This window comes from Francisella sp. LA112445, assembly GCF_012224145.1.
In the GTDB taxonomy this organism is placed as follows: domain Bacteria; phylum Pseudomonadota; class Gammaproteobacteria; order Francisellales; family Francisellaceae; genus Francisella.
This window is the reverse complement of sequence record NZ_CP041030.1, coordinates 1,450,112-1,463,199: the sequence shown is the minus strand read 5'-3', so window position 1 is coordinate 1,463,199 and position 13,088 is coordinate 1,450,112. Positions and strand designations below refer to the sequence as shown.

Here is a 13,088-nt window from a genome sequence, read left to right as displayed (position 1 = left end):
GCTCAATAATTTAACTCTTTTCTTAATTTATTTATATCTAATTGACCTTGCCATTTAGATATAATTATTGTTCCTATTGAGTTACCTATCATATTTGTAATTGCTCTGCCTTCAGACATAAATCTATCTATCCCTAAGATAATTACAATTCCAGCTACAGGTACAACCCCAAGAGCACTAAGAGTACTTGCTAGTATTATAAATCCACTACCTGTAACTCCAGCAGCGCCTTTTGAGCTAATTACCATGATTAGAAGCATAAATATCTGCTGACCTAATGTAAGGTCAATGCCAAGTGCCTGAGCTATAAATATCGCGGCTAATGATAAATATATAGCTGTACCATCAAGATTAAATGAATAACCTGTTGGTATTACTAGACCAACAACTGATTTATTACATCCTAAATTCTCTAGTTTTTCCATAAGGTTGGGTAATACAGTTTCAGATGAAGATGTTCCCAAAACAATAAATATTTCAGTTTTGATATAGGCCAATAGTTTAAAAATACTAATTCCACAATATAGTCTAAGTATGGCTCCTAGAAAGACAATTAAAAATAAAAAACAAGTAACATAAAAGCATAGTAATAAGCCAAGTAAGCCTAACAATGTATCAGCACCATATGTGCCGATGGTATATCCAATAGCTGCACAAGCGGCAATTGGGGAGTAATGCATAATAACGTGAATAATCTTAAAAAAGACTTTTGACAGACTCTGGATGGCATCGAGTATAGGTTTGCTTTCATCTCCATATAATACTAGTCCAACAGCAAATAATATTGAAACAAAAAGAACTTGTAAAATATCACCATCAGTAAAAGCACCAGCAAATGTATGAGGGATAATGTTCATAAAAAAATCTTGGATATTTTCAACATGCTCAACATTTCCCATATATGATTTTGCAGCGCTTGCATCTAAAGAGTTCGGGTCAATATTCATACCAAATCCTGGATGAAGTAGATTAGCTGTAACCATACCAATAATTAGAGCAACTATAGTCATAGCAAAAAAGTAAAGTAGGGCTATTCCACCAATCTTACCTACTGTCTTAAGATCCTTCATTGCGGCAATACCTGAAACTAAGGTTAAGAATATTATAGGCGCAATCATAAGCTTAATAAGCTTAACAAAAACATCGGCAAAAGGTTTTAGAGATGTTGCAATATTCGGTGTGAATATACCAAGCAAAACCCCTATCAATATTCCTAATAATACTTGGGCATAAAGGTGTCGAAATATCTTCATATTCTTTTATTAATATATCTGAACTAATTAGACTATATATGAAGTATTTGTACTATGTAAATCAAAAATATACTAAAAACAGTAAAATAATCTTATCATCGGTATAAGTTTTGTTAAGAGTAAAAATTATTTTAAACAAGTAACTTTAAGATAAAACAAAGCTATCAGGTAGAAGCTTTTCAATATCTGTTTCTCTAATATCTGATTGATCTAAATTTGATAAAATAATGGGGCAATCTTTAGACATTAGTTCAGCTATCACTTGACGACAAACTCCACAAGGAGTCGAGGCTCTTGGCGTATCTGTTACAACAGCTATCATAGAGATATCATTTTTAGTGTAACCTTGACTATATGCACTAAATAATGCTGAACGTTCAGCACAGTTTGATGGACCATAGGCACAATTTTCAATATTTGCACCTAAAATTATTTCACCATTTTTCATAAGTAAAGCAGATCCTACTTTGAAATTTGAATATGGAGCATACGCATTATGAAATGCTTCTATTGCTTTTGAAACGAGTTTAAGTTTATCTTCTTGTTTAATCATTTGTCTATCTTTTGCCAAAAAGGACGTTTAGTTTACACTATTTTTATTGAATATTACAAGATTGTAAAGTTTATTTAGATGTTTGTTTATACGGCAATAAAGCTATTCTTTGAGTTTTAGTTGATAATTTCAATTTGATAAATATACACTGTGACTATATTTTACTACAAGATATTCTTGTTAAATATTCGAGATACTTTAATATAAAATCGCCATTTTTATGTATATAATATTGGGTATTTTCTTATAGAAATATATAAATTTATAAATGACAAAAATTCAATATGCTAATTTTGCGACAATAGAAAACTTCTTACTATGTGAAACTCCTGATCAGTGGGTGAAGAGTGCCTTAGATAATATTGAACTGATGCTTATAGATCATGCTCACTGTGAGATGAAGGCGGCTTCATCAGCAATGACATATATTTATCGACATCCTGATAAGCATGACTTAGTGACAAGAATGTCAAAGATAGCTAGAGAAGAACTTGTGCACTTTGAGCAAGTAATGCGCATTTTAAAAAAACGCAATATTGAATATAAGGCTATTTCAGCATCAAGATATGCTAGTCAACTTATAAAAGCAGCTCGTACAGATAAAGAGGGACGATTTATAGATGCGTTAATAATAGGAGCATATATTGAAGCTAGATCTTGCGAAAGATTTGCAAAAATCGCGCCATTTCTAGATCAAGATTTACAGAAGTTTTATAATGGGTTACTAGAGTCTGAAAAAAGGCATTTTACTATTTATCTAACTTTTGCTGAGAAGTATTCATCAAAAGATATAGGTAAAGATATAAAAAGAATAGGTGAGATAGAAAAAGAACTTATATTATCTCCAGATAATGAATTTCGCTTTCATAGTGGTATCTAAAATATATCTTTAAAAGAAACTTCTCGCCAACCTTTATTATCTTCTAAATTCAGATATAGTTTTTTCGTCTTAGTATCATAGATTATTTGGTAAATTGTATATGGATTTTTGGCCCCACCATTTTTTATGTCAGTATTCATTATTTTTTTAGCTGTAGGAATATCAATGTTTTGATAACTATCTATAAGTTTTGTAAGATTGATCCTTCTTGTTATACTCGAGCCCATAGTTTTCTTATTTGGCTTTGGTACTAAGTCTCCCCATTTAGGGCTTAAGAAGTTATTAGTAACAACAAAGTTCGAATGTGGATGTATATTATCCTTTTTATGCCCCTTAGTAGAAGAGTATTCATAAGAGATTGCTTTGTTATTATTTCCAGCATTAATTATTAATGAGAAATCAGATTGAGCTGCTTTTAGTTTGTTATTTAGTTGCTCTATATTTTTAGAGGTTCTTAACATATTAAGCATTTGTATAAGCATAGTTTCATTATTTGAATTTACAGAAGAACCACCAGATAAAAAGCCATTGTTTAATTCTATAAATACACCTTTATTATTTAAACAAGACGGACAATATAGTTGTCCCGGCATCGCGATAATGGCTACAGGATATCCTTTGCTAAAATTAAAAGTTGTAATGCTCAAAAATTTGCTTATTTTATTAAAAGGTTTAGAGTAGTCATAATCTCTAAGAATTATTCTACTACCTGAATAGCTATTTTTTTGTGAAATAGAAGCAAATGCACAACCACTTTTTAATTTTGGTTTAGCTGTTTTGATAGCAACAAGGGTTTCCATGCCATTAAGTATTATTTCATCATTTAGGCTTATCTTAGCTCCTTTCGCAGCACCTTTAATCATAGACTTATAATTATTAGGAAACCTATGGTAAAGCTCACTTGCTTGTTTAAGCAAATCATTATATGTTAGGCCTTTTTGCTTTATATAATAGTCTTTAATGATCTTTAAAGACTTTAGCATCTGTGGACGCATTTGCTGACCATATTCTTTTCCCATCTCATAATTAGAGCCTTTTAAAATATTAATAGGAATACCATTAACTATTTTTTGTTCGGCAATTAAAGAGCAAGGGATGATTAGAATAATTAATAATAGGCTTTTAATAAGTTTCATAATTTATTTATATTTTGTTATTAAATAATAGGTAATTTCCATTTATAAACTATAGACATTATTCTTATAGTTAATCCAATACCTATTATTATCGCAGCACTTATGTATAAGTTTATATTTAGATATATGAAGATGATATTCATTCCACCAACTATACCAGCCACAGAAGCATATAGTTCAGATGTAAATGCAACTGGAATATCATTACAAATCATATCGCGCATAATTCCTCCAGCCACACCATTAAGAATCGCAATAACAATACCAACGATAAATACGCTAAGAAAGTGCATTGCAAAAACAGTAGTACATATATGATAAGCTATGCTACTACCAATATATGCAAAAGCAATAAGACCTATTGAGTCTAGTATCAGAAATATTTTATAAAATTTATTTATATATTTCTGTGTAAAAATAGCAATTATTGAGAAAAATAAGCAAATAACGATGTAGTGAGGATGTAGCATAATAGTTACAGGTAAATTACCTAATAGCACATCTCTTACTACACCACCACCTAGAGCAGTTGTTAAGGCAATAGCAACGACACCAAAGGCATCCATATTTCTTCTTGATGAGGATATAACCCCAGTCATACTTTCAGCGATTATTCCTAAAAGAAACATTATGGTAAAAATTAGTGGTCCTGTAATACCAATATGGTACATCGCTATCTCCAATAGCTTATCGATGGCTATATTTTAGAGATTATTTTTTAAAATTAAATCTTTTTTATGATTAGTTTTGCACAAATATTAGAAGTACTTTTTTCTTTTAGAATATCAAAGTTATCTAGTGAGTATTTTGCATCTTTTTCAGTTTCAATATATACGATAGAACCTGGAGGAATAAGCTTGTTTTCTAGTATTGAGTTTAGTGCTTTAGGAACTATATTCTTATTGAAAGGAGGGTCAAGAAATATAATTATTTGAGAGCCTTTAATATCTAGTTTTGCAAGTGCTTTTATACTATCTGTTTTAGATATTTCAAAGTTCAATATATCAAGCGTTTTTAGATTATCTTTAATTTGCTGTAAAGCTTTGAAATTAAGCTCATAAAATATAGCTTTCGCAGCTCCTCGTGATAAGCTTTCGATACCTAAGCTACCACTGCCAGCAAAAGCATCAATACAGATACTATCGTGTATATAAGGAGTAAGCCAGTTGAATATAGTTTCTTTGAGCTGATCAGAAGTAGGGCGTAAGCCATTTATACTAGGAAATTTAAGTCTACGGTTTTTATATTTTCCAGAAATTACACGAATAGTGTTTGTTTTCACTGTTAAACATCTCCAACCATTACAGTTATAAATTTATTTTGTTGAATTTGTAAGAATGAGTCATGTATTTGCTGAGCTGTTACATTTTTGATATTTTCAACATAGGTATCAAAGAAGTTTATAGAGAGATCTTTGTTTGCTATAGATGATAACATATTTAACTTTGAGCTATTCTTTACAGAGCTAAGTAGGTGAGTACCTTCAATATGTTTTTTAGAGTTTTCTAGAGTTTGATTATCGACTATATTTTTGATGAAGTTATTATAAACATCATTGATAGTCTCTAGTGCGAGTTTAGGGTTACTAGTTTGAGCTGATATTACAAAGCTACCATAATCAGGATTAAGATTTGCATTACTGCCAATATTATAAACTAGTCCAAGCTCTTCGCGTACTTTGTTAAATAGCAGAGAATTTAAACCACCACCACCAAGTATTTCATTACCAAGTTTTATTGGGAAATATAAAGGATCATTTATATCTAGTAATAATTGATGTCCCATCAAGATAGATGTTTGCTTACTATCAAAAGTTTTCTTAATAGTTTTTGTATCATTTGCTTTTTGTTCGAATGATAGAGTATTTTTAACACCTTTAGGCAATGAGTTTAGAATTTGTTGAGAAATATCTTTTGCTTGATCCGTTTTGATAGCTCCAACGATACATATATTAGAATTATTTGCACAAATGTATTCGTTAAAGAAGTCTTTTATATCTTCAATACTTATATTCTTAACACTACTTTCATAGCCAATAACTGGATGACTATAAGGGTTATTCGCAAAAATATTTTTTGAGAACTCTAAAGATGCTAGATAATTAGGTTGTTGATTTAGGTAGTTAATATGAGTTAAGGTTTGGATCTTTTCTCTATCTAATATACCTTGATCAAAATCAGGAGTTGTAAATATTTCATTAAGGATCTTGATAGTTTTATCAATAATTTCACTATCATTTAGTAAGCGAATTTTGATATTAAAGAATTCTTTAGTAGTTTCAGCATGTATTGATACACCAATATCTGTGATCTTATTTATAAGCTCTTGTTCACTAGAGATCTGAGTCTTCGTTGCAAACATGCTTACAGCAAGATCAGCTAGACCATTCAAATTACCATCAAATGCTGAGCCAGCTCTAAAGTTTAGCTGTATATCGAGCATTGGTAGGCTATGTGATTCTTGAAAATATATTAGTGTGTTATCTATATTAAATTTTTCGGTCATTGTTTAATCTCTTAGTAAGTGTAAGGATGTAAGATTTTCTTTGTTAAAATATTTATTGAGAACGCGATTTACATCTTCAACAGTCACATCATAAAGCTTTTCTAAATATTTATAGTAATCAACATCAAGATTTATACTAGCTAGTGAACCAATAAGATTTGCTTGAGTTTCTAGAGAATCCATAGCAAAGACCTTATCTGCTTTAATAGTCACTTTAGCTCGATTTAATTGCTCTTGAGAGATACCTACTACTTTTAAATAATCTATAGTTTTTTCTATCTTTTCTTGGATATTCTCTAAATCTTGATCATGATTAGCTATAGCTGTGATAATAAATATATCTTCCCCTTTAATAAACGGTGAGTATTCACTATCTATATGGCAACATAAGTTTTCTTCACGTACTAGCTTTTGTTGCAATATTGCAGCATCAGCACTCCCAAGAATATTATTTAGAACCATAAGTGCAAAGGGATCGTTTCTTTCATAGTCAGTAGTTAGAGAAGGTGTTATATAGCCTAATATTGCAGCATCAGTATCATTTGGTGATTTTTTAATTTGAGAATGCCTGTAGCCAAAGTTTATTAAGCTAGATTCTTTGCTATGATTTTTAAGGTTTGATTTAGGGATGTTACCAAAATAGTCTTTTGCCATTGCAATAGCTGATTTCTCATCTATGTCACCAACTAAAACAATGCTTGAGTTATTTGGAGCATAATGCTGTTGATACCAGTCTTTGAGATTACTAAGAGTATAGTTTTCAATATCTTCTCGCCAACCAATAATAGGTGTATGGCGCGAATTATTTTGATAAGCAAGTTTCATAAACTGCTCAAAAGCATAACTAAAAGCTTTATCATCAACACGTAGATTACGCTCTTCTAAGACAACTTTTCTTTCTGGAGCAAACTCATTCTCATCAAATAGTAAATTTGCCATACGTGAAGACTCTATAGATAAACTAAGCTCAAGATTTTTTGTATGCCAAAATTGATAATAAGCTGTATAGTCAAAGCTTGTGAAAGCATTTTGGATGCCACCGTTATTTTCTACAATGCTATTTAAATCATCTTTTGAATACTTATCAGTACCTTTGAACATCATATGTTCTAACATATGAGATATACCAGTAAGTTTTTGAGGTTCATATGTAGAGCCAACTTTGTACCATATTTGTGATAAAACTACGGGCGCTCGAGAGTCTTTTTTTATGTATATATTTAAATCGTTATCTAGTGAATATTTTGATATGTTCATATGTTAATTAAGTTTCTTTTGACCTTATGAATAAATAAATTAGTAATATTAAAGCAACTACTGTTGGACCTGCAGCTCCAAATATTGGTGGAATATGCATGATTAAAGCAATAGGTCCAAAAATCTGATTTATAATAAAAAATGCAAAACCAAATAATGCACCAAGGATTAGCTTTATTATTAAAGTCGAAGATCTTGTTGAACCAATACTTAAAGGTACTGATAATAGAATTAGAACCATTAGTGATATTGGTTGGAAGATTTCTTGCCAGAATTTTAAAGCTATTGCAGTATCGTTGGTTTGACCGCGGGAAAACATATACATACTTAGCTGAGTAAAGTTTAAATAGTTATCATCATTAATAGTGATTACTTGAGCTACTGATATTGGGATAGGGTTTGACCAGTTTGTTTTATTAATACCACTTTCTACATTTATATGTTTTTGCCCATCTTTAGTTGGGAATGTTATTGTACTTATGTTATACACATCTGCTACAGTGTCATTTGTATATTTAGCTGTTTGGGCATAACGAATTTGTTTAACTTTGTTGTCTTCAACAATAAACTTTCTTATACCATGAGCTTTCTTTTCTTGAGGATTAATGTTAGCAATATTCATTAAACCATCTTTAGTTTTAAACCATAGGTCATGAGTGTTGTATGCAACAGTGTTTGTATCTGATATTTTTTGTAGTACGGGTGCTATATACCCACCAAAAACCATTGTAACTAACGAACCAATTACACCAACTAAAACCACTCCCTTTGCTATTTGAAATGTTGAGCGTCCAGATGCTCTAAGGATAATTATTTCAGAATGGTTAGCAAGTAAACTAAGCCCCATAAGGGCACCAACCATAGCACATGCAGGTAGCAGTGTATAAAGTATTCCAGGTAGTTGATAAAAAGTATTAATAATTAGCTCAAAGTTACTTGCATTACCATTGTTATTACTTACTTGGGCAAGGTAGGTAAAGATGAAAAAAAGAATACAAAATATTATTGTAACTATTAGAAAGCTACCAAACACAGTTTTAAAAATATAACGATCTATACGATTTAATAACATTATTTATCCTTTCCTAGACGATCCATTTTGTTTTCTAATAGCTCTAACAGCAAATATTACAAATACTATATGAGGTAGCCATACTCCTATCCATACAGGTATCGATCCATTAGTCATACAGGTATTAATAAACATATTTGTACATAGGTATATAGCTAGCACTATAACAGCAGGTAGTAATTTAGCATATTTATTTTGTCTTGGTCTTAAGCGACAAAGAGCAAGAGCAATTAATGATGCTACTAGTACCGCTAGGGAGTTATTTATTCGTGAGAAAAACTCGCCCTCACATGCAGTTCCAATGTCCTTATTGTCAAAGTTCTCTATTAGAGAGTGCATATAGTATCTATCAACTCGGGTATGGTTGAAATCTCTGATGGTATTGTCATAAATTGTATAAATAGCTTTATCTGCCTTACCATAACTTGATTCAAAGTTTTGTGGATTTCTCGTATAGATGTTTACATTTTTAAAATCAACATAGGCAGCTTTGCTGTTAGAGTCAATTTCTGCATTTGGGGCTGTTATAACTTTATATTCATTTTCTTTTGGATCTTTTTGGTATAAAAATACATTGCGCAGATTATTACCAGACTTGTCTTTTATATACAGTACTCGACCACCTGGAATTTTTAGAATTTTATCATCAGTAACGGATGATAATAATGCTTGTGCTGACAATGATGATTGATAAATGTCAGAAGTTTGCTTTGAAAGAGGCGTGAGATACATTGTTGTAATAAGAGTTATAATAGTTAAAACTACAGCCGGTTTAAGAGTGTTTTTAACTATTTCCATCCATGTTACACCGCCAGCAAGAGTTACAAACATTTCATTGTTTGAGAAATATTTACCAAAACAAATAATAATAGCTAGGAACATTGCTATCGGAGCTATTAAACTTACGTTTTCTGGAAGAGTTAGAATTACAAATTTTATTATAGAATCTATTCCTAATCCTCTTGAATAAGCTTCATGGAAAAGCCTAATAAGAAGGTTAGCAGATACTATAGATATTATAAATAAAGTTATAGATGTGAATGTGTTGACTATATCTCTATTGTAGTATTTTTCTAGAATCAATGTTTGGCTCTATATTATAATAAAAAATTAAACTAACACTAATTTTATATTTTTTATTAACAAAAGTCAGTAGTTAACAATTGCCTGCACTAAATTTTAATGTTTTAGTCATACTTTTTTGTTATTATGTTTTTAAAATTTGTTCTAAAATTTAATAAATGGAGCTTAAATGAAACTAGTAGTAAATAGTCAGGCTACAATGCCTGCTCAAATAATAGTTGTAGCGCAAGAAAACTTACAAAAACTTATTAATGAAACAGAATGTCCAAACTCTAAATCCTTATTAGATAGAAAAGTTTTTAAAGCAAAATCTGCAGAGGTTTTGCCATTACTGCATGCAGATAAAACAGTTATTCTTTTAGGTCTTGGTTTAAGACAAGATTTTATCTCTTCAGAGTATGATAAAGTAATATCAAAAGCTGCTGAGGAGCTAAAAAAACTAGATATTAAAGAAGTTTCTGTAAATATTGACTATGCATTTGATGGTGGCGATGCTAAGCAGTTTACATTAGATACAGTTAGGGCTCTTATATCTGAGACTTATGTTTTCGATCAGTTAAAATCAAAGAAACAAAATTATTCTTTAGAGGCGATAGAATTAGTCTACTCTGGTGATCAAGATATTGATGAGGCCGCTAAAATTGGTTCAGCTATTGCATGTGGTCAGAATTATGCAAAAGATTTGCAAAACTTACCGGCAAATATTTGTAATACAGACTATATGCTAAACGAAGCTAGAGAGCTTACATCTAAATATGAAGCATTCAATCTAGACTATTTAGATCAAGATGCTATGGCTGAGCTAGGTATGGGTTGTGCTTTAGCAGTTGGTAGAGGTTCTGATATGTCTAACTATACAGTTTGTATGGAGTATAATGGTGGCGATGAAGGCCAGGCTCCTATAGTTCTAGTTGGTAAAGGCTTAGTATTTGATAATGGTGGTATCTGTGTTAAGCCTGCAGCAGGTATGGATACTATGAAAATGGATATGGGCGGTGCAGCAGCTGTTATGGGTATCATGAAAGCTGTAGCGATGCTAAATTTACCTATTAACGTGGTTGGTGTAATGGGACTTGCTGAGAATGCGATTGATGCAAGATCATATAGACCTGGTGATGTACTTAAAAGTATGAAAGGTATAACAGTTGAAGTAAGTAATACTGATGCTGAAGGTCGATTAGTATTATGTGATACTCTGACTTATATAGGTAAATATAAGCCAAAAACTGTTATAAATATGGCTACTTTAACAGGAGCAATGATAATCGCTTTAGGAGATGCTTTTTCTGGTCTAATGGCAAATAGTGATAAGTTAGCAAATAGCTTACAACAAGCAGCTAAAGCCTCAAGTGATCTTGTTTGGAGATTACCACTTCATAAACCTTACCTTAAAAAACTAGATAGTAAAGTTGCTGATATTGATAACTCTAATCGTGATAGATCAGCAGGTTCAATATGTGCTGGATTATTCTTATCAAAATTTACAGAAGATTATGAGTGGGCACATCTTGATATAGCAGGATCAGCTATGGGTGATTTCTCTAACTGTAAAGCAAGTGGTAGACCAGTACCTTTGCTAGTGCATTATCTATTATCTCAATCAAAATAAGCTTTAACTTTCTCTTCATTACTAAATGCTTTGGTAAAAAAATTATTTAGTTTCCTCTAGTATATTTTTTCTTATGTGATAGAATACGACTGTAATTAAATTCAAACTCTAGACTTTAATTACGGAGATCGATAATGTTAAGAATTACTCAAGAAGCAATCACTTTTGATGATGTATTGCTATCACCTAGATATTCAAATGTATTACCACATCAGGTAGATTTGAAAACAAATATTACTAGAGATATTCAGTTAAATATTCCTTTAGTATCAGCAGCAATGGACACAGTTACAGAGTCTCGCCTAGCTATTTCTATAGCTCAAGAAGGTGGTATAGGTATTATTCACAAGAATATGTCTATAGAAGCTCAAGCTCAGGAAGTTAAAAAAGTAAAAAGATTTGAGAATGGTATGGTAATAGATCCTATCACTGTTAAGCCAGAAAGCTCAATTAAAGAAATAATGCAATTAGCAAGAGAGCATAACTTCTCTGGTTTCCCTGTTGTAGATCAAAATAATCATATAGTAGGAATTGTTACAAAACGTGATTTTAGGTTTGCTAAAGATTTAGATGAGCCAGTTAGTTCTATAATGACTACTAAAGAGAAGCTTGTTACAGTTGCTGAAAATGCGTCTCAAGGATCTATCAAAAAAAGCTTACATGAGCATAAGATAGAGAAGCTTTTAGTTGTAGATAATAAAGGTGAACTTGTTGGTTTGATCACAACTAAAGATATTGAGAGATCTCAAAATAAGCCAAATGCTTGTAAAGATTCTTTAGGTCGTTTAAGAGTTGGTGCTGCAGTAGGAACAGCTGAAAATACTAAAGAACGAGTTACGGCTTTAGCGGCTGAAGGTGTTGATATTATCGTTGTAGATACTGCTCATGGCCATTCACAAGGTGTACTTGATATGGTTAAATGGGTAAAAGATACTTATCCTAATATTCAAGTTATCGGTGGAAATATTGCTACAGCTGAAGCGGCTAGAGACTTAGTTAAGGCTGGTGCTGATGCTGTTAAGGTTGGTATAGGTCCTGGTTCTATCTGTACAACAAGAATTGTTGCAGGTGTTGGAGTGCCACAAATTTCAGCTATATCTAACGTTGCAGAAGCCTTAGAAGGTACAGGAGTTCCTGTTATTGCAGATGGTGGGATTAGATTCTCAGGTGATATTGCAAAAGCTATTGTTGCAGGAGCATCTGTTGTTATGATAGGTGGACTTTTTGCTGGTACAGAAGAGTCTCCTGGCGAGGTTGAGCTTTTCCAAGGTCGTTCGTATAAGTCATATCGTGGTATGGGATCTCTTGGGGCTATGGAGCAAGGATCTTCTGATAGATATTTCCAAAGTAATACAGAGTCTAAGAAATTTGTCCCAGAAGGTGTTGAAGGAAGAGTTCCTTATAAAGGTCTACTTTCTGCGGTTATTCACCAGTTAATAGGTGGGCTAAAATCTAGTATGGGCTATACTGGTTCAAAAGATATCCAAACAATGCGCACTCAGCCAACATTTGTTCAGATTACAGGTGCAGGATTTAATGAATCTCATGTTCATAATGTGACTATTACAAAAGAGCCACCAAACTATCAATCTTAAAATATATTTCTTAACTCTTATTTCAAGAAAATTTAATATATTTAAACTTTAATTTATAACTTATCTTTAGTTATTAGTTTACTATAAGATTATTTATAGTTTCTTTATTAAATCTGACAAAAAATACCTATAACTAATTATCTAG

General features: G+C 31.6%; 12 protein-coding genes. 3 read left to right on the top strand and 9 right to left on the bottom strand.

Features of this window, described 5'->3' with window-relative positions; all coding sequences use genetic code 11:
• Positions 1-2: 2 nt before the first annotated feature.
• Together dctA and cdd are read right to left on the bottom strand one after the other, a co-directional pair.
• Complete coding sequence (gene dctA / locus FIP56_RS07185) at positions 3-1,253, bottom strand: C4-dicarboxylate transporter DctA (protein ID WP_192578253.1); 1,251 nt, start codon at positions 1,251-1,253, stop codon at positions 3-5.
• 145 nt (positions 1,254-1,398) lie between these two features.
• Positions 1,399-1,806: a cytidine deaminase gene (gene cdd, locus FIP56_RS07180; protein ID WP_192578252.1), complete on the bottom strand. Its 408-nt coding sequence runs from the start codon at positions 1,804-1,806 to the stop codon at positions 1,399-1,401.
• A gap of 268 nt (positions 1,807-2,074) precedes the next feature.
• On the opposite strand from cdd, the gene FIP56_RS07175 reads away from it, so the two are divergent.
• Complete coding sequence (locus FIP56_RS07175) at positions 2,075-2,686, top strand: tRNA-(ms[2]io[6]A)-hydroxylase (protein ID WP_192578251.1); 612 nt, start codon at positions 2,075-2,077, stop codon at positions 2,684-2,686.
• On the opposite strand, the gene FIP56_RS07170 is transcribed toward FIP56_RS07175, so the two are convergent.
• From FIP56_RS07170 to lptF, 7 genes are read right to left on the bottom strand one after another with little or no spacing between them, the layout of a single operon-like run.
• Positions 2,683-3,822 (bottom strand): C45 family autoproteolytic acyltransferase/hydolase, encoded by a 1,140-nt coding sequence (locus tag FIP56_RS07170; protein WP_192578250.1) that lies wholly within the window; start codon positions 3,820-3,822, stop codon positions 2,683-2,685. The two genes, FIP56_RS07175 and FIP56_RS07170, sit on opposite strands and share 4 nt — an antisense overlap.
• A gap of 20 nt (positions 3,823-3,842) precedes the next feature.
• A complete protein-coding gene (locus FIP56_RS07165) occupies positions 3,843-4,493 on the bottom strand; it encodes a trimeric intracellular cation channel family protein (protein WP_192578249.1) in 651 nt (216 codons plus the stop codon).
• A gap of 53 nt (positions 4,494-4,546) precedes the next feature.
• A complete protein-coding gene (gene rsmD, locus FIP56_RS07160; protein ID WP_192578248.1) occupies positions 4,547-5,104 on the bottom strand; it encodes a 16S rRNA (guanine(966)-N(2))-methyltransferase RsmD in 558 nt (185 codons plus the stop codon).
• A 2-nt stretch (positions 5,105-5,106) separates the two neighbouring features.
• A complete protein-coding gene (locus FIP56_RS07155; RefSeq protein WP_192578247.1) occupies positions 5,107-6,327 on the bottom strand; it encodes a pitrilysin family protein in 1,221 nt (406 codons plus the stop codon).
• 3 nt (positions 6,328-6,330) lie between these two features.
• Positions 6,331-7,584 carry a pitrilysin family protein gene (locus tag FIP56_RS07150; protein WP_192578246.1) on the bottom strand — a complete coding sequence of 418 codons (1,254 nt, stop codon included), beginning with the start codon at positions 7,582-7,584 and terminating at the stop codon, positions 6,331-6,333.
• 7 nt (positions 7,585-7,591) lie between these two features.
• Entirely contained in the window at positions 7,592-8,656 is a 1,065-nt protein-coding gene (gene lptG / locus FIP56_RS07145) for an LPS export ABC transporter permease LptG (protein WP_192578245.1), read from the bottom strand.
• Positions 8,657-8,659: 3 nt separating this feature from the next.
• Positions 8,660-9,739, bottom strand: coding sequence for an LPS export ABC transporter permease LptF (lptF, locus tag FIP56_RS07140; protein ID WP_192578244.1), 1,080 nt, complete (start codon positions 9,737-9,739; stop codon positions 8,660-8,662).
• A gap of 169 nt (positions 9,740-9,908) precedes the next feature.
• Between lptF and FIP56_RS07135 the strand changes: the two genes are divergently transcribed.
• Positions 9,909-11,348 (top strand): leucyl aminopeptidase, encoded by a 1,440-nt coding sequence (locus FIP56_RS07135; protein WP_192578243.1) that lies wholly within the window; start codon positions 9,909-9,911, stop codon positions 11,346-11,348.
• Positions 11,349-11,482: 134 nt separating this feature from the next.
• The gene (gene guaB / locus FIP56_RS07130) at positions 11,483-12,943 is read left to right on the top strand and encodes an IMP dehydrogenase (protein ID WP_192578242.1); all 1,461 of its coding nucleotides are present in this window, start codon (positions 11,483-11,485) and stop codon (positions 12,941-12,943) included.
• The last annotated feature ends 145 nt before the right edge of the window (positions 12,944-13,088 follow it).

Excerpts from the sequence above, each read along its gene's own strand:
- dctA (WP_192578253.1), bottom strand. The coding sequence starts at position 1,253 with ATGAAGATATTTCGACACCTTTATGCCCAAGTATTATTAGGAATATTG.
- guaB (WP_192578242.1), top strand. The coding sequence starts at position 11,483 with ATGTTAAGAATTACTCAAGAAGCAATCACTTTTGATGATGTATTGCTA.
- FIP56_RS07165 (WP_192578249.1), bottom strand. The coding sequence starts at position 4,493 with ATGTACCATATTGGTATTACAGGACCACTAATTTTTACCATAATGTTT.
- cdd (WP_192578252.1), bottom strand. The coding sequence starts at position 1,806 with ATGATTAAACAAGAAGATAAACTTAAACTCGTTTCAAAAGCAATAGAA.
- FIP56_RS07150 (WP_192578246.1), bottom strand. The coding sequence starts at position 7,584 with ATGAACATATCAAAATATTCACTAGATAACGATTTAAATATATACATA.
- FIP56_RS07170 (WP_192578250.1), bottom strand. The coding sequence starts at position 3,822 with ATGAAACTTATTAAAAGCCTATTATTAATTATTCTAATCATCCCTTGC.
- FIP56_RS07135 (WP_192578243.1), top strand. The coding sequence starts at position 9,909 with ATGAAACTAGTAGTAAATAGTCAGGCTACAATGCCTGCTCAAATAATA.
- FIP56_RS07155 (WP_192578247.1), bottom strand. The coding sequence starts at position 6,327 with ATGACCGAAAAATTTAATATAGATAACACACTAATATATTTTCAAGAA.
- lptG (WP_192578245.1), bottom strand. The coding sequence starts at position 8,656 with ATGTTATTAAATCGTATAGATCGTTATATTTTTAAAACTGTGTTTGGT.
- FIP56_RS07175 (WP_192578251.1), top strand. The coding sequence starts at position 2,075 with ATGACAAAAATTCAATATGCTAATTTTGCGACAATAGAAAACTTCTTA.